The 25,743-nt window shown below is 44.2% G+C and carries 29 protein-coding genes, 1 pseudogene and 1 other annotated feature; of the genes and pseudogenes, 8 read left to right on the plus strand and 22 right to left on the minus strand.

The genetic code is table 11. The annotated features are described in order from the left end of the window. Nucleotides 1-225 precede the first annotated feature (225 nt). Entirely contained in the window at nt 226-951 is a 726-nt protein-coding gene (locus tag RYK49_RS10510) for a pseudouridine synthase (RefSeq protein ID WP_314865667.1), read from the plus strand. 74 nt (nt 952-1,025) lie between these two features. Here the strand turns inward: RYK49_RS10510 and RYK49_RS10515 are convergent, their stop codons facing one another. The 4 genes from RYK49_RS10515 to RYK49_RS10530 form a co-directional block, all read right to left on the minus strand. Further along, nucleotides 1,026-1,253, minus strand: coding sequence for a hypothetical protein (locus RYK49_RS10515; protein WP_002910330.1), 228 nt, complete (start codon nt 1,251-1,253; stop codon nt 1,026-1,028). A gap of 89 nt (nt 1,254-1,342) precedes the next feature. Further along, nucleotides 1,343-1,723, minus strand: coding sequence for a rhodanese-like domain-containing protein (locus tag RYK49_RS10520; RefSeq protein WP_002910331.1), 381 nt, complete (start codon nt 1,721-1,723; stop codon nt 1,343-1,345). Nucleotide 1,724: 1 nt separating this feature from the next. After that, entirely contained in the window at nt 1,725-1,943 is a 219-nt protein-coding gene (locus RYK49_RS10525) for a YqgQ family protein (protein WP_002898045.1), read from the minus strand. A gap of 92 nt (nt 1,944-2,035) precedes the next feature. Beyond that, nucleotides 2,036-2,551, minus strand: a complete 516-nt coding sequence (locus tag RYK49_RS10530; protein WP_002910333.1) for a DNA starvation/stationary phase protection protein — start codon at nt 2,549-2,551, stop codon at nt 2,036-2,038. Between the two features lie 166 nt (nt 2,552-2,717). Between RYK49_RS10530 and RYK49_RS10535 the strand changes: the two genes are divergently transcribed. Further along, a complete protein-coding gene (locus RYK49_RS10535) occupies nt 2,718-3,380 on the plus strand; it encodes an A24 family peptidase (RefSeq protein WP_002910337.1) in 663 nt (220 codons plus the stop codon). Here RYK49_RS10535 and trpA read toward each other — a convergent pair. From trpA to RYK49_RS10610, 15 genes are all read right to left on the minus strand, one after another. Next, a complete protein-coding gene (gene trpA / locus RYK49_RS10540) occupies nt 3,349-4,128 on the minus strand; it encodes a tryptophan synthase subunit alpha (RefSeq protein ID WP_002898050.1) in 780 nt (259 codons plus the stop codon). The two genes, RYK49_RS10535 and trpA, sit on opposite strands and share 32 nt — an antisense overlap. Then, complete coding sequence (gene trpB / locus RYK49_RS10545) at nt 4,121-5,344, minus strand: tryptophan synthase subunit beta (protein WP_002910340.1); 1,224 nt, start codon at nt 5,342-5,344, stop codon at nt 4,121-4,123. Before trpB (RYK49_RS10545) ends, trpA begins: the two co-directional genes overlap by 8 nt. After that, entirely contained in the window at nt 5,334-5,921 is a 588-nt protein-coding gene (locus RYK49_RS10550; protein WP_002910343.1) for a phosphoribosylanthranilate isomerase, read from the minus strand. The genes trpB (RYK49_RS10545) and RYK49_RS10550 overlap by 11 nt, the downstream gene beginning before the upstream one ends. After that, nucleotides 5,908-6,675 carry an indole-3-glycerol phosphate synthase TrpC gene (gene trpC, locus RYK49_RS10555; protein ID WP_002910344.1) on the minus strand — a complete coding sequence of 256 codons (768 nt, stop codon included), beginning with the start codon at nt 6,673-6,675 and terminating at the stop codon, nt 5,908-5,910. The genes RYK49_RS10550 and trpC overlap by 14 nt, the downstream gene beginning before the upstream one ends. After that, complete coding sequence (gene trpD / locus RYK49_RS10560) at nt 6,672-7,676, minus strand: anthranilate phosphoribosyltransferase (RefSeq protein ID WP_009659935.1); 1,005 nt, start codon at nt 7,674-7,676, stop codon at nt 6,672-6,674. The genes trpC and trpD overlap by 4 nt, the downstream gene beginning before the upstream one ends. A 10-nt stretch (nt 7,677-7,686) precedes the next feature. Further along, on the minus strand, nt 7,687-8,250 hold the full coding sequence (locus tag RYK49_RS10565) for an aminodeoxychorismate/anthranilate synthase component II (protein ID WP_314865669.1): 564 nt from the start codon (nt 8,248-8,250) through the stop codon (nt 7,687-7,689). Next, entirely contained in the window at nt 8,247-9,605 is a 1,359-nt protein-coding gene (gene trpE / locus RYK49_RS10570; RefSeq protein WP_314865671.1) for an anthranilate synthase component I, read from the minus strand. The genes RYK49_RS10565 and trpE overlap by 4 nt, the downstream gene beginning before the upstream one ends. Nucleotides 9,606-10,009: 404 nt before the next feature. Further along, nucleotides 10,010-11,191, minus strand: coding sequence for a tryptophan synthase subunit beta (gene trpB, locus RYK49_RS10575; protein ID WP_314830215.1), 1,182 nt, complete (start codon nt 11,189-11,191; stop codon nt 10,010-10,012). 62 nt (nt 11,192-11,253) lie between these two features. Beyond that, nucleotides 11,254-11,489, minus strand: a binding site (T-box leader). A gap of 69 nt (nt 11,490-11,558) precedes the next feature. Beyond that, nucleotides 11,559-12,098, minus strand: coding sequence for a VanZ family protein (locus tag RYK49_RS10580; protein WP_314830214.1), 540 nt, complete (start codon nt 12,096-12,098; stop codon nt 11,559-11,561). After that, on the minus strand, nt 12,085-13,173 hold the full coding sequence (gene rlmN / locus RYK49_RS10585; RefSeq protein ID WP_002911938.1) for a 23S rRNA (adenine(2503)-C(2))-methyltransferase RlmN: 1,089 nt from the start codon (nt 13,171-13,173) through the stop codon (nt 12,085-12,087). The genes RYK49_RS10580 and rlmN overlap by 14 nt, the downstream gene beginning before the upstream one ends. Then, nucleotides 13,170-13,751: a YutD-like domain-containing protein gene (locus RYK49_RS10590; RefSeq protein WP_314830213.1), complete on the minus strand. Its 582-nt coding sequence runs from the start codon at nt 13,749-13,751 to the stop codon at nt 13,170-13,172. Before RYK49_RS10590 ends, rlmN begins: the two co-directional genes overlap by 4 nt. Nucleotides 13,752-13,931: 180 nt before the next feature. After that, nucleotides 13,932-14,975 carry a SepM family pheromone-processing serine protease gene (locus RYK49_RS10595; protein WP_314865673.1) on the minus strand — a complete coding sequence of 348 codons (1,044 nt, stop codon included), beginning with the start codon at nt 14,973-14,975 and terminating at the stop codon, nt 13,932-13,934. Next, complete coding sequence (gene coaD, locus RYK49_RS10600) at nt 14,962-15,456, minus strand: pantetheine-phosphate adenylyltransferase (protein ID WP_314865675.1); 495 nt, start codon at nt 15,454-15,456, stop codon at nt 14,962-14,964. The genes RYK49_RS10595 and coaD overlap by 14 nt, the downstream gene beginning before the upstream one ends. After that, nucleotides 15,446-15,994 (minus strand): 16S rRNA (guanine(966)-N(2))-methyltransferase RsmD, encoded by a 549-nt coding sequence (gene rsmD / locus RYK49_RS10605; RefSeq protein WP_002900954.1) that lies wholly within the window; start codon nt 15,992-15,994, stop codon nt 15,446-15,448. The genes coaD and rsmD overlap by 11 nt, the downstream gene beginning before the upstream one ends. Before the next feature lie 69 nt (nt 15,995-16,063). Then, nucleotides 16,064-16,552 (minus strand): YcxB family protein, encoded by a 489-nt coding sequence (locus tag RYK49_RS10610; protein ID WP_311155038.1) that lies wholly within the window; start codon nt 16,550-16,552, stop codon nt 16,064-16,066. A 142-nt stretch (nt 16,553-16,694) separates the two neighbouring features. Here RYK49_RS10610 and RYK49_RS10615 point away from each other — a divergent pair, with 142 nt between their 5' ends. From RYK49_RS10615 to RYK49_RS10630, 4 genes are read left to right on the plus strand one after another with little or no spacing between them, the layout of a single operon-like run. Next, entirely contained in the window at nt 16,695-17,372 is a 678-nt protein-coding gene (locus RYK49_RS10615; protein ID WP_268689895.1) for an XRE family transcriptional regulator, read from the plus strand. 3 nt (nt 17,373-17,375) lie between these two features. Continuing rightward, nucleotides 17,376-18,791: a Y-family DNA polymerase gene (locus RYK49_RS10620; RefSeq protein ID WP_125381898.1), complete on the plus strand. Its 1,416-nt coding sequence runs from the start codon at nt 17,376-17,378 to the stop codon at nt 18,789-18,791. Then, the gene (locus tag RYK49_RS10625) at nt 18,788-19,162 is read left to right on the plus strand and encodes a hypothetical protein (RefSeq protein ID WP_002898070.1); all 375 of its coding nucleotides are present in this window, start codon (nt 18,788-18,790) and stop codon (nt 19,160-19,162) included. Before RYK49_RS10620 ends, RYK49_RS10625 begins: the two co-directional genes overlap by 4 nt. Next, nucleotides 19,140-19,433 carry a DUF5960 family protein gene (locus RYK49_RS10630; protein ID WP_002898071.1) on the plus strand — a complete coding sequence of 98 codons (294 nt, stop codon included), beginning with the start codon at nt 19,140-19,142 and terminating at the stop codon, nt 19,431-19,433. The genes RYK49_RS10625 and RYK49_RS10630 overlap by 23 nt, the downstream gene beginning before the upstream one ends. Nucleotides 19,434-19,688: 255 nt before the next feature. On the opposite strand, the gene RYK49_RS10635 is transcribed toward RYK49_RS10630, so the two are convergent. Beyond that, a complete protein-coding gene (locus RYK49_RS10635) occupies nt 19,689-21,167 on the minus strand; it encodes a flotillin family protein (RefSeq protein ID WP_125381900.1) in 1,479 nt (492 codons plus the stop codon). A gap of 104 nt (nt 21,168-21,271) precedes the next feature. Next, a complete protein-coding gene (locus RYK49_RS10640; RefSeq protein WP_101771113.1) occupies nt 21,272-21,802 on the minus strand; it encodes a DUF177 domain-containing protein in 531 nt (176 codons plus the stop codon). Nucleotides 21,803-21,900: 98 nt separating this feature from the next. Between RYK49_RS10640 and RYK49_RS10645 the strand changes: the two genes are divergently transcribed. Together RYK49_RS10645 and RYK49_RS10650 are read left to right on the plus strand one after the other, a co-directional pair. Continuing rightward, nucleotides 21,901-22,770, plus strand: coding sequence for an XRE family transcriptional regulator (locus tag RYK49_RS10645; protein ID WP_314865678.1), 870 nt, complete (start codon nt 21,901-21,903; stop codon nt 22,768-22,770). Between the two features lie 351 nt (nt 22,771-23,121). After that, nucleotides 23,122-24,363, plus strand: coding sequence for a transporter (locus tag RYK49_RS10650; protein ID WP_314831594.1), 1,242 nt, complete (start codon nt 23,122-23,124; stop codon nt 24,361-24,363). Nucleotides 24,364-24,494: 131 nt separating this feature from the next. Here RYK49_RS10650 and RYK49_RS10655 read toward each other — a convergent pair. Then, nucleotides 24,495-25,743 (minus strand): annotated as a pseudogene (locus tag RYK49_RS10655) (glucosyltransferase); the annotation flags it as partial.

Genomic DNA, 25,743 nt, shown 5'->3' on the forward strand with positions numbered 1-25,743 from the left:
GGCGATAATCGCAATGTTACGGATATCTTCTCTTAATTTTGTCATGATTTCCTCTGAATTTTTAAATTTTATTTCTAACTGAACAATTATACCACAGACGCAGGCAAAAAACACGGCTTTGATAAGTGTAAATGTTTTCATTAAAAAATATGGGAGCTGCATGAGGATTTGCATTTCCCATCCTGAAAATTTATGATATGATTTAGAAAAAAACAAGGAAAACAGATGCGCCTCGACCAACTGCTGGCTGCCAATCATATCAGCCGAAAAAAGATGAAACAAAGCCTTTTGCAAAAACAGATTTTAGTGGATGATAAGCCCGCCTACAAACTCAGCCAAAATGTTGATACCGGCCTGCAGCAGATTACTTTTCAAGGCAAACATGTCAGCGGCACTGCCCACCGTTACTACATGCTGAATAAACCCGCAGGTGCAGTCACTGCCAATCGCGACGCTGAAAAATTGACTGTTCTGGATTTGCTGGACAAGGAGATAGAGAAAGAAAATCTTTACTCTATCGGACGGCTGGATAGAGATACCGAAGGGCTTCTTCTGATTACCGATAATGGTCCTCTGGGATTTCAGCTGCTGCACCCTCAATACCACGTTGAAAAAACTTACTATGTAGAAGTCAATGGACCTTTAACCTCTCAGGATAAAATTACCTTTCAAGAAGGCATTCGCTTTTTAGACGACACCGTCTGTCAGCCTGCCCAGCTTTATATCCTCTCTACCACCTCCAGTCTGAGCCGTGCTAGCGTCAGGATTTCTGAGGGGAAATTCCACCAGATTAAAAAGATGTTTCTGGCAGTTGGTGTCAAGGTCACCTATCTCAAGCGAATTCAATTCGGAGATTTTACATTAGACCCAGATCTAGCAAAAGGCGATTACCGTGCTTTGAACCAAGAAGAATTAGGGATTATTAAAAAACATTTAGAGAAAAGTCGGTAAAAAAAGATCCAGACAATAATGTCTCGATCTTATCTTACATTGTAATACAAATAGCATCTTTTTTAAAAGTCAAATTAGCTCAGAGTTAACATAACCCCTGCAATCATGTTAATTACAGAGATAACAATACCAATGATATTTAGAATCTTTTCTGTTTTATAATCCATTTGGCTCTCTTTTTGATGTGAACTTGCCAAAACCAAACCAACGATTCCTAGAATAAGTCCAATCAAAGCAAACAAAAGACTAAAAATAATGGATAGGATACCTAAAACAAGTGAAGATTTTTTCTTTTCTTGCATCTTCTAAAAACTCCTTAAAATTAATATTAATTTATTATAACATAAGAAACCAGCTTTGTATATATAATGCAACAAATTTTTGATTTATGTTAACTAGCCTTCACCTTGCCATTCCAAGAATCCAACCCATAAGAAAGAATATAGATTTCTTTAAATCCTTGTTTTTTCAGATACAGAGCCGCATTGGTTACGCGCTGACCACGACTATTTTCATAGAGAAGAACAGCCTTGTCCTTGCGAAGTGCACCGACACTATCCTTGAGCTGCTGAGATGGAATATTGCGAGCACCTAAGATATGCTTCCGGTGAAAATCAGATGGATCCCGCAGATCAACCAACTGACCTTGGCGAATCAAGCCTTCAAATTCTCCGTTATCCACGATTTTTGCTGCCTGACGAAGGCGCAAAAAATTAAAGCCCATCCAGCCAATTATTCCTAAAAGTACCGCCCACAAAATCCAAATTGTCATCTCAAGTCTCCTTTTTCTTTTCTAAATATTCTAACTCTAAGCGATGTTCTCGTCGCAAGACTGCCTCCGCCTCAAAATAAGCTAGCTTATCCATTAGACCGGCATCGTAAATCCTCTTCAGCTCAATTTTCATCATCTCAATATCGTAAAGGCGCTTGCCCATATAGATAATGATTCCGAAACTTTTAAGAAATTGCTGAACATCATACAGGGTTTTCATGAGCTATATTTTATCAGATTTTCCAGCGCTTTTCAAGACGAAAAAAAGCAGAAAGGAAAGTCTGTTCCCTTCTGCTTGGCATGGATCATTTTTTATAAACCTGGTGCTTGACCGATTTCAGCTGTCAGCATCCAGATAGTCTTTTCAAGGTCAGCCTTGGCACCGACAAAGATATCATTGGTTACATCGTCCCCTTCTTCGTCTGTTACATCCAGCGCTTCTTGGTAAAGACCTGTCAGATAACGGAAAATCTCAATCACACGCGCCAGACTTTCTTCTACATTCTTGCTGAATTCACCAGCTTTTTCTTCAATCTTGCTGTGTTGGATAAACTCAGTCAAGGTAGAATAAGGCTTGCCTCCCAGTGTAATCAAGCGCTCGCTGACTTCATCCAAAGTTGTATCCAAAGTTTCCATGTATTCATCCATTTTTGGATGCCAAACCATGAAACCTGCGCCACGCATATACCAGTGAACTTGGTGAAGAGCAATATGAGCAGTATAAAGATCTGCCACTACTTGGTTCAATACAGCCTTAGTTTTTGGCAAAGAGTTTTGATTTACAAAAGTTGCTACGTCAGTTGCTGCACTATTTTTTACTTGTGTCATTGTATTTACCTCGTTTTTATTTATAATGATTCTAATCTTTTTAGATTATGGTTTAATTATAATGCTTCTAAATAAGAAAGTCAAGACAAAAGATTCAAAAAAAGACTTTATTAGAAAAGTTGCAAAATTTCAGAATTTTTCTGTTTAAAATTACGAATAAATAAGTATGATTCATCTATACTTTTTTCTCCTTGGAACCGTCTTTGCCTCATTCCTAGGCTTGATGATAGACCGCTTCCCAGAGCGGTCTATCATCACTCCCGCTAGCCATTGCAATGCCTGCGGGAAAAGATTGGCACCGCGTGATTTGATTCCTATTTTTTCTCAAGTCATGAACCGTCTTCGTTGCCGCTTCTGTGGAGACAAGATTCCCTTACGCTATTTATTTTTTGAATGTCTCTTGGGCGGTCTTTCTCTAGCAACTTCGCTTGGCACGATTTCCATCAGTCAACTCCTACTATTCACCATGGGCTTGACCCTGGCCATCTACGATCAAAGAGAGCAGCAATATCCCCTGATGGTCTGGCTGATTTTTCAGCTTTTGCTGCTGATGACAGCAGGCGTCAACCTTCTCATGCTCTTCTTTTTAGCCTTAGGACTTCTAGCCTTCTTTTATAATCTTCGTATTGGAGCTGGTGACTTTCTCTTTCTGGCGTCTTGCTCAGCCATTTTCAGCCTGACGGAGACTCTCATCCTGATCCAAATCGCTAGTTTCTCTGGCCTCGCCTGTTTCTGCTTTAAAAAGAAAAAAGACAGGCTAGCATTTGTACCTTGTCTTTTGTTTGGTGTGGTGGTGATTATTTCTTATAAGCTGCTGCTTCTTGGATAAAGGCTGCTATACTGGCGTCCTTTTCATGAAGAGCTTTGACAATCTTAGATCCGACAATGACTCCGTCTGAGACTTGATTGAAGCGATCAACATCCTCTAAAGTTGAAACGCCAAAACCTGTCAGCACTGGAATCTCAGCAATATCATGGAGCTTGCTCAAATGCTGGTCCAAATCATTGCGGTAGCTTCCGCTCTTACCCGTTACACCGTTGATGGCTACAGCGTAGATAAAACCTTCTGCCTCCTTAATTAGCTCCTGCTGACGTTCTAGTCCAGTCGTAAGGCTCACTAAAGGAACTAGAGCGATATCTGAATCTTCCAGCAGAGGCAGGATAAAGTCCCTATGCTCGTAGGGCAGATCCGGAATAATCAATCCCTTAACCGGCGTCCTAGCCAAATCCTTGATAAAATCTTTGAGACCGTACTGGAAGATAGGATTGAAGTAGGTCATGATGATGAGAGGCAGCTGAGTGTCCAACTTCTGCAAGCTTGCGATTAAAGACTTGGCCGAAGTATGGTGACCCAGACTTCTCAGACCGGCTTCTTCAATAACCGGCCCATCTGCAACAGGGTCTGAAAATGGCAGGCCGATTTCAATGGCTGACACACCCAAGTTTTCCAAAAATGCGATAGTTTCTGCTAATCCTGCTAAACCTTTCTCGTGATCACCAGCCATGATATAAGGAAGGAAAATTCCCTTGCCTTCTCTTTTGATGGTTTCTAAATGCTGAGTGAGTGTTTTAGTCATGGGCACCTCCTTTTTGAGCCGCTTCTTTTTCCAAGCGTTCCTTTACCTGAACGACATCCTTGTCACCACGGCCGGATAGGCAGACAATCATTGATTTATCTGGTCCCAACTCCTTAGCCAACTTAACTGCGTAAGCAATAGCGTGACTAGACTCTAGAGCAGGAATAATCCCTTCGATACGAGATAGGAGCTGGAAGGCTTCCAAGGCTTCTTCATCTGTGACTGGGACATAAGTCGCGCGCTGAATAGCATTAAAATGAGAATGTTCGGGACCGATGCCCGGATAGTCCAGCCCAGCAGAGATAGAGAAAGCTTCCAGAATCTGCCCTTGCTCATCCTGCAAGACATCCATCAAGGCACCGTGTAAAACACCCGGCCGGCCCTTGGTTAAGGTCGCAGCATGTTCATCTGTATCGATGCCTCGCCCAGCCGCTTCTGTTCCATACATAGCCACTGTACTATCATCTACAAAGGGATAAAAGAGCCCAATAGCATTGGAACCACCGCCAACGCAGGCGACTAAAGCATCTGGCAGGGCACCTGCATTTTGCTCAGCAAACTGGCGCTTAGCCTCACGACCAATCACACTCTGATAGTCGCGGACAATCTCTGGGAAGGGATGGGGTCCCAAGGCCGATCCCATAATATAGTGAGTATCATCGACCTGAGCCACCCAAGCTCGTAAAGCTGCATTGACCGCATCCTTGAGGACTCGAGAGCCATCGGTCACAGACTCCACCTTGGCTCCAAGAAGTTCCATCCGAAAGACATTGAGGGCTTGGCGCTTGACATCTTCTTCGCCCATGTAGATAGTACAGTCCATGTTGAAAAGGGCTGCAGCAGTGGCTGTAGCTACTCCATGCTGACCCGCACCAGTCTCTGCAATAATTTTCTTCTTGCCCATTCGCTTAGCTAATAGGACCTGGCCTAGAGCGTTATTGATTTTATGGGCCCCGGTATGGTTGAGGTCTTCTCGCTTCAGATAAATCTTAGCACCGCCAGCATAGGCTGTCAGATTTTTAGCAAAATAGAGAGGATTTTCTCGCCCTACATACTGCTTCAGCAACTCGTCCAGCTCTGCCTGAAAGGCTGGGTCTTTTTTACTCTCACGGTAAGCTTTATCCAGCTCCAAAACTGCTGTCATCAGAGTTTCTGGAACAAAGCGCCCGCCAAACTCACCGTAAAATCCTTCTTGATTGGGTTGATTATATGCCATGTTTCACTCTTTCTATAAATTCTTTTATTTTCTCTAAGTCCTTCTGGCCGTCAGTCTCGATCCCGCTTGAGACATCAACTGCGTAAGGAGCGAAGTGCTGAATCGCTTCTCGGACATTTCCTGCATTCAAACCACCGGCGATAAAGAAGGGCTGGTGGATTTGATTCTTGTCAAAAGATTGCCAGTCAAAGGTCCGACCACTACCGGCAAGAGGGGCATCAAAGAGCAGGTAGTCCGCTTGTTGGCTGACTCCTTTTAACGCTCCCTTGACCTGATAAGCTCGAATAACCGGCCGGCCGATCTCAGACAGAAGATCTTCATTAAAATCGCCATGAATCTGCACCAAATCCAGATTTGCCACCGAAATAGCTTCCTGCAGCTCTGCTAAACTCGGAGAGACGAAAACTCCTACCTTTCGGACAGTAGGCGGCACCAAGGCAGCTAGCTCCTGAGCTTGCTCCAAACTAACCCTCCGACGGCTCTCAGCAAAGACAAATCCAATATAATCTGCACCAGCCTGGCATGCCGTTTCCACAGCGCTGGCCGTTGATAAGCCGCAAATCTTAACCTTTGTCAATTTTCAGCTCCTTGATTTTTTCTGCCACATCCTCTGCCTGCATCAGGGCTGTTCCGACTAGAACCGCATGGAAATAAGGAGCTACTAGCTCAGCATCTTCCTTGCTGAAAATAGCGGACTCAGACACGTAAACCCTGTCATCTTTGAAATGGGCAGATAGCTGAAGACTTGTATTGATATCAGTCTCAAAAGTAACTAGATTGCGGTTATTGACACCGATTATCTGTGCTCCTATTCTATGGGCAATTTCCAGCTCCGCCAGATTATGGGTTTCGACCAGAACTTCCAAGCCTAAACCTGTCGCAAAATCATAGAGTTCTTGCAGCCGCTTTTCAGACAAAGCAGCTACAATCAGAAGAATAACTGTCGCTCCTGCATTGCGGGCGCGAACAATCTGCTTTTCATCAATGATAAAGTCCTTATTGAGGGTTGGAATGGTCACTTGACTGGAAATCTCTCTCAGGTAATCCAGATGTCCTTTGAAGAAAATCTCATCTGTCAGGACCGAAATCATGGCTGCACCGCATCGTTCATAGGTGCGAGCCTGCTCCACAATATCCACACCGAGATTAATATCTCCCAGACTGGGGCTGGCTTTTTTAACCTCAGCAATCAGCTGCAGCTCTTGAGGACGACTTTTGAGATATTCATAGAGGGAATAGGTCGAGCGCAGAGGTTGCAGCTCTTCATAAGACATAGCCGCCACTTCCTGCTCTTTTTGCTTTAGAATGGTTGGGAGAAATTCTTTACTCATTTCTGATACTCCTGTAGTTGCTTGAGTTTTTCATAGGCTGCACCGCTTGCAATTACTTGGCGGGCCAAAGCTATTCCTTCTTCTATGCTGTCTGATTTCCCATTAGCATAGAAGCCCAATCCCGCATTCAGCACTGTCGTTTCTAGATAGGGGCTGGCTTGATTTTGCAGGACAGATAGCAGAATTTCTGCATTTTCCTTGGCATTGCCTCCGCGAATCGCTTCAAGAGCTATCTCTTCCATGCCAACATCTGACGGCAGAAAGCTGTGCAGGCTGATTTGCCCATCTTCCAGCAGAGCATACTGGGTACGGCCATGAAGGCCGGCCTCGTCAAGACCATCCGGCCCCGACACGACTACTGCACGCTTACGGCCCATATTTTTTAAAACCTCTGCTGTGCTCTCTAACATATCCGGCCGGCTGGTCCCCAAAAGCTGAGTTTCTAGACTCATGGGATGGATAAGGGGGCCAGTTAGATTCATGATTGTGGGAATGCCTAAGCTAAGACGTGCTGGCATGATGTATTTCATGGCTGGGTGCATATTCTTTGCAAAGAGAAAGACGATACCTGTCTGCTCAAAAACCTTGCCCAAGCTAGCAGCGTCCAAGTCTAGATTGATACCCAGAGCTTCTAACACATCAGCTGAGCCTGACTTAGAAGAAATGGAGCGATTGCCGTGCTTGGCCATCTTAATCCCGCCACCTGCCAGTATAAAAGCTGCCGTAGTCGAAATATTGAAGCTGAAAGACTTGTCTCCACCGGTACCGCAATTGTCCATTGCAGTGCGAATAGTGGTTGGAATCTGCTTAGCATGGCCTCGCATTACCTGAGCCAAAGCAGTTCGTTCCTCAATCGTCTCCCCCTTCATCTTAAGCCCCAGCAAGAAAGCTACAATTTGAGACTCTGTCACCCGTCCAGTGACAATACGCTCAATAACATCTGTCATCTCAGCGCTGCTTAAATCCTTAAAATCAGCTAGTTTTGCAATTATCTCTTTCATACATCCTCCTTTATTTTACTAAATCGATGAAGTTCTTGATAGACGACAAGCCGTCCGGCGTGCCAATACTTTCTGGATGATACTGAAAACCATAAATGGGCAGACTCTTGTGCTGGATAGCCATGATTGAGTTGTCATCAACCGCTCGAGCCGTCACTTCAAAATCCTCCGGCATCTCCTCAATCAAAATCGAATGATAGCGCATAACCGGCTGCTCATCCTCTATCCCTTGATAAATAGGAGATTTTCCCTCAAATCGCAGAACACTTTGCTTGCCGTGCATGACCTTGGGAGCCAAACCTAGCTTTCCGCCAAATACTTCTGCAATAGCTTGGTGCCCCAAGCAAATCCCCAAAATCGGCTTTTTACCAGCAAAATCGCGGATAAGCTCTTCCATCCGTCCTGCATCTGCTGGCCAACCTGGACCCGGAGACAGCACCAAGGCATCCGCTTCTTCTGCCGCTTGATAAAGGCCTGCATCATCATTTCGCAAGACCTTAACTTCTGCGAAATTGCCGATATACTGGGCTAGATTGTAAGTAAAAGAATCATAATTATCAATTAATAAAATCATTGCATCTCTCCTATCTTGGTCATTGATTTGGCCTTGTTGATGGTTTCTTGGTATTCATTGGCAGGGATCGAATCATAAACAATACCCGCTCCAGCTTGAACGTAAGCTCTGCCATTTTTCAAAATCATGGTTCGGATAGCAATGGCAACATCCATATCGCCTGTCGCAGACAGATAGCCGATAGCCCCCGCATAAACGCCACGCTTTTCCTGCTCCAGCTCATAAATTCGCTTCATAGCTCGAATCTTAGGCGCGCCCGAAACGGTACCAGCTGGCAGGGTTGACTTGAGCGCATCCATAGCTGTCAGTTGAGGCAGAAGCTGACCACGGACCACACTGGTCAGATGCATGACATAGCGGAAATACTCCACCTCCATGTACTTACTGACTTCCACGCTGTTATTCTGGACAATTTTACCGATATCATTACGCCCCAAATCAACTAACATACGGTGTTCAGCCACTTCCTTCTCGTCAGCCAGCAACTCCTCTGCCAAGGCTTTATCTTCTCTCTCATCCTTCCCGCGCGGTCTGGTCCCAGCGATAGGATTGGTCGTAACCTGACCCTGCTTGACAGAGACCAGACTTTCTGGGCTGGCTCCGATAATCTGATAATCCCCGAAGTCATAAAAGTAAAGATAGTTGGAAGAATTGGTCACGCGCAGATTGCGATAGTAATCCAGTGGCTTACCAGAATACTCTGCTGAAAAACGCTGACTGAGCACACATTGGAACATATCTCCCTGCCGAATCAAGCTGCGCGCATCTTCCACCATTTTTTCAAAAGCCGTCTGCTCGATATGGCTCTGGAAGTTCAAACTGGACAGTTCCAGTGGTGAAAATTCATCTGATGCTGGCTGCGCCAGCTCAGCCATGATACGCTCTAGACTAGTAGCCAAATCAGCTTTGCTTCTATCACTGTAGAGCGCCTCCTCAACGATATAGACCTTGTCTTTTTTATGGTCAAAAACCATGTAACTCTCATATACGAAAAAGTGCATATCCGGCGTTCCAATCACATCAGCTGGAATCTGGCCAATCTCCTCATAGAGGGAAATCATATCGTAGCCGACAAAGCCGATGGCTCCACCACCAAAAGGCAGGTCTGAATGATGGCCTTTTTTTACGGCTAACTCATGCAGATAGTCCAAGGGATCTGCCTCTATCACTTGTCCGTTCTTTGTTAACCGGCCATTTTCATAGCGGACTTCAAAGACTGGATTATAGGCTAGAATAGAAAAGCGGGCTGTCTCGCTATCTCTCGGAATACTTTCCAAAATCACCTTGTGGTCGCCCTGAATCCGCATGTAAGCTAGAATCGGCGATAAAATATCAGCTGGTAAAATCTTTTGCATAATTTTTCTTTCTATTTAAATAAGAAGCGTTTAAGGAGGAACAAACTGCTAGCCATGATTGCATTTCTCAAGAACAGATAGCACCTGTCCACTGTCATAACTTGCTCCAGAACTACAGAAAAACGCCCGCACAGTTCATCCTGTGAGGGCGTATCATCGCGGTGCCACCTCAGTTATGGAGTTTTTAGGCTCCACATCTCATTTACCTATTTACAGTCATTTAGATCCCTTTTAGTAGAAGGTAGCATACTGATTTACAGCAAAGTAGGCTAACAAAGTAATAAAAGATCAACTAAAGGACAAAATATTGTCTCCAGCAGCCCATTTCATAACTTCTCCTGCCTGTTTACAGCAACCACAGACTCTCTGAAAGGAGGGATGTTACTACTCTTCTGCTGGGTATTTTATTTTCGTTTTTCTAGATAGTCGGCAATGGCTGCCACATCCTTGTCTCCACGACCGGATACGTTGATAACAATGATTTGGTCAGATGACAATTTTGGAGCTCGCTTGATAGCTTCAGCAATGGCGTGAGAGCTTTCAATCGCTGGCAAAATCCCTTCCTTTTGTGTCAAGAGGAGCAAGGCATCCACAGCTTCATCATCTGTCGCTGCCACGTATTCTACTCGACCAGAATCTTTAAAGAAAGCATGTTCGGGACCAACTCCAGGATAGTCCAAACCTGCCGAAATGGAGTAAACAGGCGCTACCTGACCATCTTCAGCAAAGACAGCATAAGTCTTCATACCATCCACTACTCCGACACTTCCCTTGGTCATGGTCGCCGCATGCTGGTCTGTATCAAGGCCTCGTCCAGCTGCTTCAACCCCCACTAACTTGACTTCTTCATCCACCACATACTGGGAGAAGGCGCCGATAGCATTGGAGCCACCGCCTACGCAGGCAATAACATAGTCCGGCAAGCGGCCTTCCTTGTCCAAAATCTGCCGGCGAGATTCTTCACTGATCACCTTTTGGAACTCATGGACAATCGTCGGATAAGGGTGAGGACCGACAGCGGAACCCAAAACATAGAAGGCTTCCAAATCACTCATCCAAGCTCCAAAGGCTGCATCCACAGCATCCTTGAGGGTTTTGGTTCCTGTTTCCACAGCATGAACAGTCGCTCCCATCATTTCCATACGGAAAACATTGAGGCGCTGGCGCTCTACATCCTCTGCACCCATGTAAACATCGCACTTCATACCAAACTTAGCTGCTGCTGCCGCAGTTGCCACACCATGCTGGCCAGCTCCAGTTTCAGCAATGACCCGGGTCTTGCCCATGCGCTTAGCTAGAAGAATCTGCCCCAAAACATTATTGAGCTTGTGAGAGCCCAGATGATTGAGATCTTCCCGCTTCAGATAAATCTTAGCTCCACCCAGATGCTGAGTCAGGCTTTCAGCAAAGTAGAGCGGAGTTTCCCGGCCTGAATAATCCGCCAAATAATGCCGGTATTCATTTAAAAATTCTGGGTCATCCTTATACTTCTCAAAAGTCGCTTCCAATTCATCCAGCAAGGCTTGGATAGGCTCCGGTACAAAGGAGCCGCCGAATTGTCCAAAATATCCTTTAGTTTCTGTCATCTTGATTGCCTCATTTCTTTATTTTCAAGCAAAACAAAAGCCCACACACAGAAAAAACTCTGTGTGAGGGCGTAAAATCGCGGTGCCACCTCAATTATGGAGCAAAGTATAGACTGCCTCCATATCTCTGTCTTGTCTAACAACAAGCTGCACTGTAAGGTGTGCTCACCGAATTTTTATTGCTTCAAATTCATTTTTTGCATCAGCCCACTTCATAACCTTCCACTGCCTGTTTCCACCAACCACAGGCTCCCTGAAAGTAGAAAAAATTATTACTTTTCTGATGATTTATTTTATTATAGGCCTTTCCCTTTTTCTTGTCAAGAAAAAATTTAATTTTTTCTCCCAAACCCGAACCTTTCTCTCGCTAATCTCTTTTGAAAGCGTCGCCTTGGCGATTTTTCCAGATTTTTTGACCAAGCTGAAAAGCCCGCCAAGCCAGATAGCCACCCAAAGTATTGGTCCAGAGATCATCAATCTCAAAAACTCGATTGGCGTTGATAAGAAGATCCAGCAGAATCTGAGTCACTTCGATAGACAGACTCATCCCAAAGCTCAGCCATACAACCTTCTTGGTCTTCCGCAATTTCGGAAAGAGGTAAAGCAATTGAAAGATTAAGGGCGACAGCAGAAAGATATTGGCTAGATTTTGGATAAAGACCTTGACTAGCTGAAGCCAGGAAGTAATCTCGCCAATATTGACAAAGGAATTAAAAGGGATTAACAAAACCACTATTCGGCCAAAATACTGGATTCCCGGCGTCTCCATTCCCGGCTCTGGAACTTGAGGAATAAAGCACAGAATGCAGAGCATCAAGAAATAGAGCCAGCTTCCTACTATCAGCAATCTCCGTCCCTTGGCTGTCAACTCACCGTCTGAAGTCAGATAGTTCTTAAGGCTGAACATTTTCTACCAATGCTTTCTCGCGATCACGCTTCATAGTATTAGAACGCAGCTGGCCGCAGGCTGCATCAATATCTGTACCATGTTCCTGACGAACCACACAGTTGACTCCGTTTTTCTTGAGGGTATCGTAGAAGGCCATCACGCGCTCTTTGGGACTGCGGCTGTATTGGTCGTGCTCGCTAACGGGGTTGTAAGGAATGAGATTGACATAAGACAGTTTCTTAATGTTCTTGAGCAGCTCAGCCAGCTCCTTGGCCTGCTCTACCCCGTCATTGACTTCATTGAGCATGATGTACTCAAAGGTCACACGACGGTTGGTCGTCTCAATATAGTATTCAATAGCTGCAAAAAGCTTTTCGATAGGGAAGGACCGGTTAATCCGCATAATGCTGGTCCGCAGATCATTATTTGGGGCATGGAGGGATACTGCTAGATTGACCTGCACACCTTCATTGGCAAAGTCACGAATCTTATGAGCCAGCCCTGATGTCGAAACCGTGATATGGCGAGCACCGATAGCCAAACCTTTATCATCATTGACCGTCCGGACAAACTTGAGCACATTGTCATAGTTATCAAATGGCTCGCCGATTCCCATAACCACGATATGGCTGACCCGCTCATCCTGACCACGCTCGTCAAAATACTTCTGAACCAGCATAATCTGAGCTACAATCTCACCGTTATTGAGGTCGCGTTGCTTTTTAATCAAGCCAGAAGCACAGAAGGTACAGCCGATATTGCAGCCAACTTGGGTGGTCACACAGACCGAAAGTCCATAGTGCTGGCGCATGAGTACCGTCTCAATCAGCATGCCATCCGGCAGCTCAAAGAGGTACTTGACCGTACCATCAGCCGACTCCTGAACAATGCGCTGCTTAAGCGGATTGACGACAAACTGATCATTTAGCTTGGCAATTAAGTCCTTGGACAGATTGGTCATCTCTTCAAAAGACTGGACCCGCTTGCGGTAGAGCCACTCCCAAATCTGGGCAGCACGGAATTTCTTTTCTCCCTGAGCTTCCGCCCATTCAATCATTTCCTGACGCGTTAAGCTATAAATAGATGGTTTCATTTTTCTCCTTTATTCTGGCGAATCACAAAATGGCGATTGCTGTCTTTTTTCTTTTTCTGCCTATCTTGCTGGGAATTGTTGCGAGAGCGCTTATTATCCCTTTTAGAACGACTGTCTCGGTCTCGCTCGCTTCTACGATTACGGTTGCTCCCCGAACGGCTGTTGCGAGAACGTTTTGACCGACCTTCTGTCTCTTTCTTGCCATGCGATTTCTTATCAAAGGAAGCGCGCTGGGGATTTGGATTTTCCAAGACAAAATAAGCACAGCCATAACTGCAGTACTCCAGCAAATAGTCTTCTAAGCGGCTGATCTTCTCATCGCTTTCATTAGCCCGCTCGTCCTTGTAAAAACCGCGCAGTCGTAGCTGCTCATTGCCCCAGTCACCGACAATATAGTCAAACTTGGTGAGAATTTCTGAAAAGCGCTGATGAAAGGCAGTCAAGTCAAAGCCTTCCTTATAGTTCTCAATCAATTCAAACTCGAATTTTTCTGCAACAATCTTGCTGTCAATCTGTTTAAACTCCGGTCCTGGGAATTTATTATAATTATACAATTCCGGTGAAATATCTTTACGCATACTCTTCCTTTAACAATCTTGGATAGTTTATCTACAACACTTTATTTTATCATAAATCAGCCAGTATTTCGCGGACTTTTCATCAAAAATATCTTTCTGAAAAAAGTCAGACGATTTAAAGCAGAGAAGGCCAGCTGATTTTGTCTATCTCACAAGAAAAATCTTAGCAAAGCTAAGATCTTACTTGTTCTTTTTTAGATAATCAATGGCATCCTGCAGCGTTTTAACTGGAACAATTTTCATATCCGTTTTAATCTTCTTGGCTGTCTCCAGAGCCGTTTGGTAGTTATTCTTCCCATTAGGAGAAAGCTTCTTCTCTTCCTCTGTAAGTTCATTGTTCGGTGCAAAGAAGATATCTGCTCCGCTTTGGGCTGCTGAAACGACTTTCTTATCAATTCCGCCGATTTCGCCAACTTCGCCTTCTCGGCTGATGCTGCCGGTCCCTGCAATATCGCGGCCGTCACGAAGGGTCGGATCAGCCAACTGGGTATAAATAGCGAGACTGAACATGAGACCAGCACTAGGACCGCCGATACCCTCAGTTGAAAATGTAATCGGAATATTACTGCTGACTTCCGTCCGGTCTATCAGACTAATCCCAATCCCGTTCTTACCGTTCTCCAACTTGATAACCTTACCAGTTGCCGATTTCTCCTGACCATCTTCTTGGAAAGTCACCTTGATTTTATCCCCAAGCTTCTGCGAGTTGACATATTTAACCAGCTCCTCAGAGCTTTCAAATGTCTTATCATTGACACCAGTTACCGTATCAGCAATATTGAGAACTCCCTTGAAGGTTGAGTTATCAGCCACCTGCAAGACATAAACTCCCAGATAGTCCATTTTGATCTCTTTACCAGCCGTTGTCAACCCTTGATATTTAGCCATATTTTGTGATGTTTCCATGTAAAATTGGTTGATCCGATTGAACTCCTCATCCGTGGAGCCACCCGTCATATCCTTGGCAGAATAAATATCTGTAAAAGGGGTCAGCCAAGCATAGACCAGATGAGCAAAGGTTGCCTGCTCTACTCCGACCGTCACAAAGTTGTAGGAACCCGCTTCCTTGTCGGCCTTATTATCAACCAGCAAGACCTGACGAACATCCTCGGCACCACCAGGAACTTCTATATAATAAGGCAGACGAACGTAAAGAGCTGCTATAAAAAAGGCAATAGTGACGCCAATGACCGTCGGCCATAGATACTTCTTAATTCTTTTCATGGTTGATTCTTTCTAATTCTTTGATTACACTTTGGGGCACATAGGCCGCAATATCCTGCTGAAAAGCAATCAGCTCACGAATACGTGATGAACTGATATGCTGATAGTCCGGCTTGCTGAGTAAGAAAATCGTCTCCAGCTCTCCTGCCAATTCCTGATTGAAAAAGTTCATATTGGCTTCATAGTCTAGGTCTTGACTGTTACGGAGACCGCGCACAAAGGCCTTAGCTCCCAGTCTTCTGGCCACTGTCACTGCTAGCTCATTCTGAGAAGTGATTACCTCGACATTATCCAAATGCTGCAGAGCTTCTTTGACCATGCGTTCTCTGGTCTCAATTGTAAAAAAGCCAGACTTTTCCCGATTATAGAAAATCCCTACATAGAGCTTGTCAAAGAGCTTACTGGCCCGCTCAATCAGGTCCACATGGCCCTTGGTCATCGGGTCAAAAGACCCTGTGAATAATCCTATCTTATCTGACATACACCGTTACCTTTGAAATTCCATATATCTTCTGCTTCCAAATGCCTAGCCCTGCAATTTCTTCCGGCAATTCCACTTCCTTGTCTGTCTCACAGACTACCAGGACATCTTGACCCAAGAGCTGGCGCTCCTCTAGCTTCTCAAGGTCCTCCACAATCTGCTCCTTGGCATAAGGCGGGTCCAAGAGAACCAAGTCAAAAGACCCTGTCAACATTTCCAAGGCTCGGCCAGACTCCATCTTGAGCAAGTCAAAACGTTCCGGCTCCTTGGTCATCTGAATGTTCTCTGAAATAATAGCCTGAGCTCTACGATCCTTCTCGACTAAGACAGCTGCCTCCATACCTCGCGAAATAGCTTCAATGGCCAAACTCCCGCTCCCAGCATAAAGATCCAGCACCCGACCGCCGTCAAAATAGGGACCAATCATATTAAAAATTGCCCCCTTGACCTTATCGGTCGTAGGCCTAGTCGTCTTGCCGTCCAAAGTCTTGAGGGGCCTACCCCCGTATTTACCTGCAACAACTCTCATAAAAAACATTATAACACACATCGCACAAGAGGCCAATTTTTTGAAAACTTGACAGACAAAAAACAGAAGTGCCCCAAATTAGAGACTTCTGTTTTCTTTTAGTTTTAGTAAAAAATCAATTAATTCAGGCTGACAGTCTGCCTTATCCAAGATCAGCCCCATTGACCGGCCAACCATGATATAAAAAGTTTCTGGCTTGTCTATAATCGCCACAATATCTTGATAGTCAAATCTGGCATTGTTATTCCGATTAACGACACGAAAGTCTGTCTCATAGAAGCTAAACTCCTGCTCTATATCATGCCAGAGGGGGTTGCCTCTATAAAACTTTTTAATATGTCGATTCATGGACAGATAGTAAAGAAAAGGAAGGACAGCCACAGTAACAAGAAAAGCTACGCCTGGCAAAGGTTCCCCGATAAAAAAACAGATTGCAGCGCATATCAGCACCACTATCTCAGGGAGAATCAGTGAGAAGATTCCATTCTTTTTATACCAAAAATTGGTCCAAGCGAAACGGCGGTAGGCTTCTTCTGTCATGGTCGTTTTTGCTATCATAGGAAACATCTCTCTACCTCCAGGTTATATTCCTCCCTACAGTTTACCACACTCTTGATCAAAATAACAATACTCAATAAAGAACTTGCTTTTCTAGATTTCATCTGTTATACTATATGTAACTTTTAAAACGTTACATAGGAGGTGTGATATGTTTTCGCATGAAAAATTAAAAAAACGCCGGCTGGAGCTTAATCTGACTCAGTCTTCCATTTACCAAGAGCTTGGAATTTCCAGAAAAACTTACTCTGCTTGGGAAAATGGTCTGGCAGAGCCCCACGCAAAAAATCTCAGGAGGTTAGCCACCTGTCTCAAGGTCCAAGAGAACTACTTTGTGGATGAGACCAGTGCGCTCTACACCTACCCTTTACTAACCCCACCGCATAAAAAGGAAGTAGATCAGCTCGCTAGTCAGCTCCTAGAGAGACAGCGCAAGGTTAGCTCTCTTACAGCCTATAAGGTTCTGTCCGTTGAGCTGGCTGCAGGTCGCGGTCACAGTTATTATGACAATGAAACAGACTACGAAACTGTCTACTTTGATCAAGATATCCAGCATGACTTTGCATCCTGGGTCTCTGGGGATTCGATGGAGCCCAAGTATCCCAATGGCTCTGTTGCCCTTATGAAACAGACAGGATTCGACTACGATGGGGCAGTCTATGCTCTCATGTGGAATGGCAAGACCTATATCAAAAAAGTCTACCGCGAAGCTGAAGGCCTACGCCTAAAGTCTATCAATCCTGACTACGAGGATCTCTTTGCTCCCTACGAAGACCAACCTAGCATTGTTGGTATCGTAGTCGGACATTTTCTGCCGATTGAGGTATAAGCTATGGTCCTATTTGATTATTCACGCGAGCCCCGTTCAGATATTGCTTTTGTGGATATGAAAAGTTTTTATGCCTCTTGCGAATGCATTTCCCTCGGCCTTGACCCTTTAAAAACCTCGCTCTGTGTCATGAGCCGAATTGAAAATTCCGCTGGACTGATACTAGCTGCCACCCCTCTCTTTAAAAAGAATTTCGGCAGCCAGAATGTCAGCCGAAGCTATAATCTTCCTTTTGATGTCCACACCCGTAAGTTCAACTATGCTGCTGCCCGCAAGCAGGGACTGCCTATTACAGCAGATTATATACGCTTTATCGAAGACGCTGCTCAAAAGACCTTACTGGTCCCACCTCGGATGAACTACTACATCCAGAAAAACATGGAAATCCAAAAGATTTTCCAGGATTTTGCAGCTCCCGATGACATTTTCCCCTACTCAATCGATGAGGGCTTCCTAGATTTGACAAGCTCTATCAACTACTTCATTCCTAATCAGACGCTGGACCGCAGGACCAAACTGGACCTGCTGGCTGCCCGCATTCAGCAGGCTATATGGAAGAAGACCGGGATTTATGCCTCTATCGGTCTGAGTAACGCCAATCCCCTTCTCGCCAAGCTAGCCTTGGACATTGAAGCCAAACATACAAAAAAAATGCGGGTCAACTGGTCCTACGAGGATGTGCCAAGTAAGGTCTGGACTATTCCAAACATGACTGATTTTTGGGGTATCGGCCACCGAACGGCTACCCGTCTTAAGAAGCTAGGCATCCACTCCATTTATGATTTAGCTCACTTTAACCCCGATATTCTCAAAAAAGAAATGGGGGTTATGGGTCTGCAGCTTTGGTTTCACGCTCACGGCATTGATGAAAGTAATGTTCACAAGCCTTATCAGGTTAAGTCACATGGTCTGGGCAACTCGCAAATTCTCCCCCGAGATTACAGACAACAGGCAGAGATTGAACTCGTTTTCCGAGAAATGGCTGAGCAGGTCGCCATTCGTCTCAGACGCTCTGGTAAGAAATGCCAGCGTGTCTCCATCCATGCCCGTTATTCCAAGCAGGAGCTCCTGCCTTCCATTCATACACAGAAAAAAATTGAGCCCACTAACAACAGCGATCGATTGGCTCAAATCGTCGTTCAGCTCTTTCGTTCCAAATATCAGGGCGGGGCTATCCGACAGATTGGCGTTTTTTACAGTGACTTTGTCGATCAAGGATATGGTCTGATTTCTCTCTTTGACGATCCTCTGCAAATTCAAAAAGAAGAGGAGCTCCAACAGACGATTGACCGCATCAGAGATTGCTTCGGCTTTGCCTCTCTGCTTAAGGGAAATGCCTTGCTGGACTCCTCCCGTGCTATTGCTAGAAGCAAGCTAACCGGTGGCCATTCTGCTGGAGGTTTGGAGGGCTTATCATGACTGACCGCTCTTATCTCCCCTATCAGTCTGCTCGTGACTTTCAGGATCGGGGCATGGCTAAATGGGCTGGCTTTTTCCTCTCTGAGCATAGCACTGCTTTGGCCAAAAAAGAACTAGATATCAGTCGCCTGGCCCAGCTTGACAGACAGGAGAAATTCCAGTTACTCAACCAAGCCTACAGTCATCAAGTTCCCATCAGAATCACCTTTCTTAATCAGGGAAAGCTGACCGACATTACTGCTACCGTCTTTCATCTGGACTGCAAGCAAGTCCTCCTGCAGGAAGGTGACCATTACAAAGGCCTTGCTATCCATCAGATTCTTTCGATACAAGCTTCAGGAGGCGCAGATGACCACTCAAAATGTACATGAGGAACTTCAATTTGACTATTTTTCCCAGAATTACTATCAATTTCAAGAGGATTTTTATCAATTTTCCAATCTTCCCCAGCCTCTGATGGTCATGGAAGATGACATCCTACTCCACATGGCCAGCCGCCAGGTCACTCATTTCAAACTTTCCAAGACCAAAAGTTTGGACAAGAAAGACCATTACTTCCATTTTACCGTCAGTCGTCCAGACCAAGCAAAACGACTCTGTATCTACCACTATCAAGGCCAAACAGAAGATATAAATCAATAAGCTCCCAAACTTAGTTTGGGAGCTTATTGTAGGGAACTGGCCATCTACTAGAATCTTCTCAATTATTTATTGCTTTAAGTCAGGTAAATAACATTAAAGATTTGAGCCAGCTATATTTAAAGCCAAGAAGCGCCATTCTTTTTAGGTTATCTATTCAGTTCATTTGTATAAACTAATTTCATACTAAAAACACCCCAATCGTTAGATTTTCTGTCTAACTTTTGGGGTGAAAGTCAAAGCGAATTATCTTTTCTTTTATTTTTTATCGGTGTCAAGATTTGCAGCTTCAATAACCGGCTGCTCATCTTGTTTTAGCTTGTTAACAGTCATATTAACACCAAGAGCTCCTGCTAGGAGTTGACGAATATCGAAGCCTGCACCTTGCGACACTTGGTCAATACTCTGCATGATATCACCAACCATCTTAGAAGCATTGCCTTCACCATACATAGTGATTTTGTCCACTTTAGTAAGCGGCTCTGCTACAGCACGGGCAATTTCTGGCAGTTTGTCTACAATCATCTCAGTAATGGCTGCTTCTTGCATCTTCTTCATGGCTTCTGCTTTTTTATCCAAACCTTGAGCTTCGGCTTCTAGCTTAAGACGAATCGCTTCCGCTTCAGCACGTCCTTTAGCTTCAATAGCTTCGGCTTCTTGCAGTTGCGCAAACTTTTCAGCCTCGGCTTGAGCCTTGCGAGCTTCGGCTTCTTTTTGTGTTTCAAAGAGTTCTGCCTCGGCTTGACGTTGACGCTCAATCAATTGTGCTTCTGCTGCTTGTTGACGAGAGTATTTCTCCGCTTCAGCCTGTTTGCGGATGTTAGCATCCAGTTCTTGCTCCCGAACCTTAACTTCACGTTCCTTGACTTCAGCTTCTTTCTCTTGCTTCATGATATTAGCTTCGGCAGCCACACGTTCTTGCTCGCGACGCTGCACTTCCGCCTCAATCCCTTTAGCTGCATCAGCCTTAGCTTGAGCTATATCCGCTTCCTGCTTGAGGGCTGCTTGCTTCAATTTCAACTCATTTTGCTTTTGAGCGATTTCTAAGTCAGCAGCTACGCGCTTATCGTTAGCCAATTTGTCTTGCTCAGCTTCTACTTCCTTGCGCTCACGTTCAGCTTTAGCCTTCGCAATTAAGGCATCTTTTTTGATGGTTTCGACATTTTCGATACCGAGATTATCAATCACACCACCTTCATCAGAGAAAGACTGAACGGTAAAGGCAATGACTTCTAATCCCATCTTAGCCAGATCCGGAGCTACGTTGTCCTGAACTTTTGAGGCAAATTCCTGACGGTCATTGACCATCTTACGTAATTCCATCTGACCAATTACTTCCCGAAGATTTCCTTCCAAGACATCTTGAACAGAGTTAGAAATATCAGTTGTATTCCAATTAAGGAAGTTTTCTGCTGCACGAGCAATCATTTCATCGGTCGTTCCAATTTTCAGCTTAACAGCTGCATCAGCACGAACATTGATAAAATCCAGAGTCGGTACCGCTTCAGAAGTGCGAACATCTGTTGAGAACTGCTCAATATCCAAATAAGAGCGCTGCTCTACAAAAGGAATCATAAATCCAGCTTTACCGCGAAGGTGACGCTGTTTACGAAGACCTGTAATTACAACTACTTCGTTAGGGCGTGCGTTAACATAGCCTTTCACTAAAAGTACGACAAGGACAACCAAACCAATAATTACTGGAATCAACCAGGTTGGAAAGAAAAATGTATCCATTAAATCTCCTTCTATAAGACAATTTTCATTGTCTATTTTCTTTTTATACTTAGTATAACAAATTATTTCAAATTCTCAAATTATTTTCAAAATTTTTACAAGAATTATTCATCAAAAAGTCCTTGCAAACCGGCGAAAGGATTGTTCTTCTCTTTTTGAGCTTCCTGAGCAGCGGCAAATTCCTCCTCCGTCATAACCTGCCAGTCCTGACCCGATAGAAAGCCTTGGCCGGCTTCTTCCTCAGCTGTTAGGATTTTCAGTGGAATATTCATCAGGATATTATCAGCTACACTCTCAGCTATATTAATCTCGCCATTTTCAATTGGTAGCACCAAGTCCTGATCAATCATATCCTGCGATGCAGCCTGTCCTTCTTCCATGAAAATTTCGTTGACTAGATAAGACTCCTTGAGCTCTACTGGCTCCATACTGCGACTGGACGTCAGAGTGATGGTATAAGACAGGTCATAATCCAGAAAATAGAGACCGTCTTCATATTGAACTTTTCCTTTGGCTACAATATCCTGAACATCTAAAATCTCAGGATTGCGTTCTTTTAACTCCTCTGCCAAGTCCAGCTTTTTCTCAAAGGCTAGTCCATCTGGATTCTTCCGAATTTCTTGAATATGCAACATAAGTTCCTCTTTGTTTTTTCTTTATATTATATCATGTTTGGGCGCTCCGATGTTATTGAAAATTATTTTGTTATAATAAAATGCAAGGAGGGAAAACAATGGAACATCTAGGACAGGTTTTTAGATTTTTTCGCGAAGCTAGGCACATCTCTTTATCCGAAGCGACTGGCGGAGAATTTTCAAAATCTATGCTCTCTCGCTTTGAAAATGGGCAGAGCGAACTTTCGGCACAGAAACTTTTTAGCGCTCTCAGCGCCATCCACACGGAAACGGAAGAATTTACCGTTGCAGCTGGCATCCAGAATCATCATTCTCACAAGGAACTCTTAAGCCAAATTCAAGACCTGTTGCAAGCCAATCAGTTTGAATTATTAGACGAACTTTATCTGGAAAAAGAAAAAGTCACTCAAAAAAGCAAGCGCTCTAGTGATTGGGTTGATCGCCTGATTGTAAAGGCCTATCTCTGTGCCCTCAAAGAGTCTGAAAAGGCCCGACCAGAAGAGCTGGATTTCCTCCATGATTACCTCTTTTCAGTTGATATTTGGGGACGCTACGAGCTCAATCTCTTCTCTGTCTGCACTCCTGTTTTATCTCTAGACTTGTTTTCCCAGTACACGCAAGAAATCCTCTCAAGAAAGGATTTTGCTACCTTGTTTGCCAACAATCGCAACACCCTGCACACTACTTTTCTTAATGGATATTTGCTGGCCATCAGTCAGGAAAATATCACCCAGGCAGACTATTTCCAACAAGTCATTGAGCGACACTTTTACGAAGAAAATGAGACTTACTTCCGAATTGTATATCTCTTTGCTCAGGGAGAGTTGATCTGTTTGAAAGGGCAAAAAGAAGAGGGGCTCACTCAAATGAAGAAAGCGGTCAATATTTTCCGAATCTTAAACTGTCAGCATAGCGCTGACTACTATCAAGAAGCCCTTGATACTGCTTTTCAAAAATATAGCAAATAATGCAAACCTCCACTTCTAAACTCAGCGCTTTTGAGTTGGAAAGTGGTTTTTTTGTTCCTACTCAAGCTCCACCTTTCTGATTTAAAAGTTTCTACCCAAAAATCGTTGAATATATGCAACGTTTCCTGCAGATTGGATTCTCTATTTTATACTAAAAACAGAAAGAGCTAGCGCAAGTCACTTTCAGAACTTTACCACTTACTTACAAGACCTGACCAGTTGCCGAAAAGCCCTTGTTTTTGGCTTTAAACGGTCTATAATGGTCATCAGAAAGAGAAAAAACAAAAGCTAGATTACAGATACACCCAATCAGCTTTTAGACAATCTTGCAGTTTAGAAAAGGAGTCTACGATGAAATTATTCTTTAAAAATGGGGTCTATGCCTCACTCAGCCTTTCCCGAATCTTCAACACCTTGGGAGCTTCTATTTTCAATATTGTTTTTGTGGTATTTGCTTCCAGCATGCCCAATCCCAAGTTTGCTATTGCCGTGGCTAATTTTATCGTTCTAGTTCCGACATTCTTTACTATCTTTGCTGGTATCAAAGCTGACAAGACTATCCGTAAAGCTCGTTGGCTGATTCATTTTGGTTATCTTCAAGCCCTGCTCTTTGTTCTTGTTGCCTTCATGACTCGCTCCAGCTCTTATCTAGCCTTTTCAGCCGTCTGCTTGATGAATATTCTTTCAGATATTATCAGCGATTACCGCAGCGGCCTGCAAATGCCGATTTTAAAAAAGAATGTTCCAGAGAAAGACCTTATGGAAGCCTTCTCCTTTACCCAGCTTATCAGCTTTCTCTGTAGCCTGGCCGGACAAGCTTTGGGAGTTTGGCTCTTAACCGTCAGCCAGCAAGACTTTTTCCTAGTGGCTTTGGTCAATGCTTTAACCTTTCTCCTATCCTCCACCATCCTCTACCTGGTCCGCCGCAGATTAACCCATGACCCAGTGGCAATTTCTAAGAGAAAAGCTCCTCTGAAAGAAGAATTGAAGAAAATGTACACATCGTCCAAGCTCATTTTTGAGCAGGAAGGTTCTAACAATTTTCTCAAACTGTTGGCTCAAATCCTGATCGTCAACGCTATGGCAGGTTCTCTTATAGCTCTTTATAATCTCTACTTGCTGGACAATCCCATCTTCCAGCTGTCCTTTAGTCAGTCTCTCTTGGTTCTTCAGGCCACTCTTGTCCTAGCCATGATCGCAGCCAGCCTGACTCCCAATGATTACTTTAGCCGCCTATCGCTTAATCAACTAACCCTCTGGGCTGCTCTTACCATGATTCTGCTTGCTGTCAGCAATTTCTTGCATCTGCCTGTTTTCGTCGGCATTGCTTTCGGATTTTTACTAGCTTATATCTCCGGCAAGATCAATCCCAAAATCAACACCCTCTTACTGAGCAAATTGCCTTCTGGTGTTCTCGCTCAGACTTCCAGCTTTCTGAGTCTGCTCTTTTCTTTCTCTGTTCCCTTCGGTACTATGGTCTTCAGCAGTCTGGCCCTCTGGAATATGAACGCTAGCTGGCTCATCTTCAGCATTATCGGTGTGATTGCTCTGCTCCTATCTATCGAAAAAAAGAAAGATGTTAAAGAAAGATGATAGATTCAATCTTGTTTCTAAATTTATTCTCCCAGAAGACAGCAAAAAACGATAACTTCTTATTTAGAAGTTATCGTTTTTGTGTATCAGAAAGCTAAAGATTAAGTTTCATTTAGCTATTTCTATTGCTTTTAGTTCCAGCCGAAGCGTCTGCCTCTACCATTGCGGTCAAAGTACATCCAGCTTCCATCTTCCAGCTGGATCCATTTATTACGCGCCATTTCTCCTGAATTGGCATCAAAGTAACGGTTAGCACCATTGACATAGACAACCTTGCCTTTGACTTGTTTGCCATTTTGGTCGAAGTAAAGGGTTTGTTGGCCAATCTGCTGCAAACCAGTCACTGCTTTACCAGCCTGATCGAAGTAGTACCATTCGTTCTTGGCACCTTCAACAAACTTGCCGACTGCCATTTCTCCTGAGTTGGCATCGAAGTAACGGATCGATTTATCAGCCAGAGTTACCAGCTGTCCTTTGACTTGCTTACCATTTTGGTCGAAGTAAAGGGTTTGTTGACCAATCTTCTGAAGACCTGTCACTGCTTTACCAGCTTGATCAAAGTAATACCATTCGTTCTTAGATCCTTCTGCAAACTTGCCGACTGCCATTTCTCCTGAATTAGCATCGAAGTAACGGATCGATTTATCAGCCAGAGTTACTACTTTACCTTTGACTTGCTTACCATCTTGGTCGAAGTAAAGCGTTTGTTGGCCAATCTTCTGAAGACCTGTCACTGCTTTACCAGCTTGATCGAAGTAATACCATTCATTCTTAGATCCTTCTGCAAACTTGCCGACTGCCATTTCCCCTGAGTTGGCATCGAAGTAACGGATACTCTTGTCTGCAAGTGTCACGATTTTACCCTTGACTTGCTTGCCATCTTGGTCGAAGTAAAGTGTTTGCTGGCCAAGTTTTTGAAGACCTGTTACTGCAACACCATCTGCTCCGAAATAGTACCAGTCGCTTGGATTATCACCTTGGGCAAAGCGGTTAGCAGCAGCATTACCTGAATCCTTATCAAAGTAACGAAGTTTACCATCTTTGGCACGCGCAATCTTGCCCTTGACTTGGTAGCCATTTTGGTCGAAGAATTGCTGATTGCCGCCCATGGTTACCAGGCCTCTAGCCATGACACCCTTGGCATCAAAGTAACGCCAGTTTTGGCCATCAGTAGTGTAGTAACGGTTGAGAACTTGGGCACCAGTCTTATCGTAGTAGTACTGATTGCCGTTTTCATCTTCACGGAGAGAATCACGCAGCTGAATACCATTCTTGAGGAAATAAACTTGCTTGCCATCAATTTCATGAGCACCTGTTGCTAGATAACCTCGTTTATCGAAGTAATACCAATTTCCATTTTCATCTTGGATAAAGGAATTT

It is taken from the genome of uncultured Streptococcus sp., from assembly GCF_963525625.1.
Classification (GTDB): Bacteria; Bacillota; Bacilli; order Lactobacillales; family Streptococcaceae; genus Streptococcus.

What these genes read in the sequence shown, in the direction of transcription:
- RYK49_RS10510 (WP_314865667.1), top strand. Translation starts at nt 226, where the DNA reads ATGCGCCTCGACCAACTGCTGGCTGCCAATCATATCAGCCGAAAAAAG.
- RYK49_RS10515 (WP_002910330.1), bottom strand. Translation starts at nt 1,253, where the DNA reads ATGCAAGAAAAGAAAAAATCTTCACTTGTTTTAGGTATCCTATCCATT.
- RYK49_RS10520 (WP_002910331.1), bottom strand. Translation starts at nt 1,723, where the DNA reads ATGACAATTTGGATTTTGTGGGCGGTACTTTTAGGAATAATTGGCTGG.
- RYK49_RS10525 (WP_002898045.1), bottom strand. Translation starts at nt 1,943, where the DNA reads ATGAAAACCCTGTATGATGTTCAGCAATTTCTTAAAAGTTTCGGAATC.
- RYK49_RS10530 (WP_002910333.1), bottom strand. Translation starts at nt 2,551, where the DNA reads ATGACACAAGTAAAAAATAGTGCAGCAACTGACGTAGCAACTTTTGTA.
- RYK49_RS10535 (WP_002910337.1), top strand. Translation starts at nt 2,718, where the DNA reads ATGATTCATCTATACTTTTTTCTCCTTGGAACCGTCTTTGCCTCATTC.
- trpA (WP_002898050.1), bottom strand. Translation starts at nt 4,128, where the DNA reads ATGACTAAAACACTCACTCAGCATTTAGAAACCATCAAAAGAGAAGGC.
- trpB (WP_002910340.1), bottom strand. Translation starts at nt 5,344, where the DNA reads ATGGCATATAATCAACCCAATCAAGAAGGATTTTACGGTGAGTTTGGC.
- trpC (WP_002910344.1), bottom strand. Translation starts at nt 6,675, where the DNA reads ATGAGTAAAGAATTTCTCCCAACCATTCTAAAGCAAAAAGAGCAGGAA.
- trpD (WP_009659935.1), bottom strand. Translation starts at nt 7,676, where the DNA reads ATGAAAGAGATAATTGCAAAACTAGCTGATTTTAAGGATTTAAGCAGC.
- RYK49_RS10565 (WP_314865669.1), bottom strand. Translation starts at nt 8,250, where the DNA reads ATGATTTTATTAATTGATAATTATGATTCTTTTACTTACAATCTAGCC.
- trpE (WP_314865671.1), bottom strand. Translation starts at nt 9,605, where the DNA reads ATGCAAAAGATTTTACCAGCTGATATTTTATCGCCGATTCTAGCTTAC.
- trpB (WP_314830215.1), bottom strand. Translation starts at nt 11,191, where the DNA reads ATGACAGAAACTAAAGGATATTTTGGACAATTCGGCGGCTCCTTTGTA.
- RYK49_RS10580 (WP_314830214.1), bottom strand. Translation starts at nt 12,098, where the DNA reads ATGTTCAGCCTTAAGAACTATCTGACTTCAGACGGTGAGTTGACAGCC.
- rlmN (WP_002911938.1), bottom strand. Translation starts at nt 13,173, where the DNA reads ATGAAACCATCTATTTATAGCTTAACGCGTCAGGAAATGATTGAATGG.
- RYK49_RS10590 (WP_314830213.1), bottom strand. Translation starts at nt 13,751, where the DNA reads ATGCGTAAAGATATTTCACCGGAATTGTATAATTATAATAAATTCCCA.
- RYK49_RS10595 (WP_314865673.1), bottom strand. Translation starts at nt 14,975, where the DNA reads ATGAAAAGAATTAAGAAGTATCTATGGCCGACGGTCATTGGCGTCACT.
- coaD (WP_314865675.1), bottom strand. Translation starts at nt 15,456, where the DNA reads ATGTCAGATAAGATAGGATTATTCACAGGGTCTTTTGACCCGATGACC.
- rsmD (WP_002900954.1), bottom strand. Translation starts at nt 15,994, where the DNA reads ATGTTTTTTATGAGAGTTGTTGCAGGTAAATACGGGGGTAGGCCCCTC.
- RYK49_RS10610 (WP_311155038.1), bottom strand. Translation starts at nt 16,552, where the DNA reads ATGTTTCCTATGATAGCAAAAACGACCATGACAGAAGAAGCCTACCGC.
- RYK49_RS10615 (WP_268689895.1), top strand. Translation starts at nt 16,695, where the DNA reads ATGTTTTCGCATGAAAAATTAAAAAAACGCCGGCTGGAGCTTAATCTG.
- RYK49_RS10620 (WP_125381898.1), top strand. Translation starts at nt 17,376, where the DNA reads ATGGTCCTATTTGATTATTCACGCGAGCCCCGTTCAGATATTGCTTTT.
- RYK49_RS10625 (WP_002898070.1), top strand. Translation starts at nt 18,788, where the DNA reads ATGACTGACCGCTCTTATCTCCCCTATCAGTCTGCTCGTGACTTTCAG.
- RYK49_RS10630 (WP_002898071.1), top strand. Translation starts at nt 19,140, where the DNA reads ATGACCACTCAAAATGTACATGAGGAACTTCAATTTGACTATTTTTCC.
- RYK49_RS10635 (WP_125381900.1), bottom strand. Translation starts at nt 21,167, where the DNA reads ATGGATACATTTTTCTTTCCAACCTGGTTGATTCCAGTAATTATTGGT.
- RYK49_RS10640 (WP_101771113.1), bottom strand. Translation starts at nt 21,802, where the DNA reads ATGTTGCATATTCAAGAAATTCGGAAGAATCCAGATGGACTAGCCTTT.
- RYK49_RS10645 (WP_314865678.1), top strand. Translation starts at nt 21,901, where the DNA reads ATGGAACATCTAGGACAGGTTTTTAGATTTTTTCGCGAAGCTAGGCAC.
- RYK49_RS10650 (WP_314831594.1), top strand. Translation starts at nt 23,122, where the DNA reads ATGAAATTATTCTTTAAAAATGGGGTCTATGCCTCACTCAGCCTTTCC.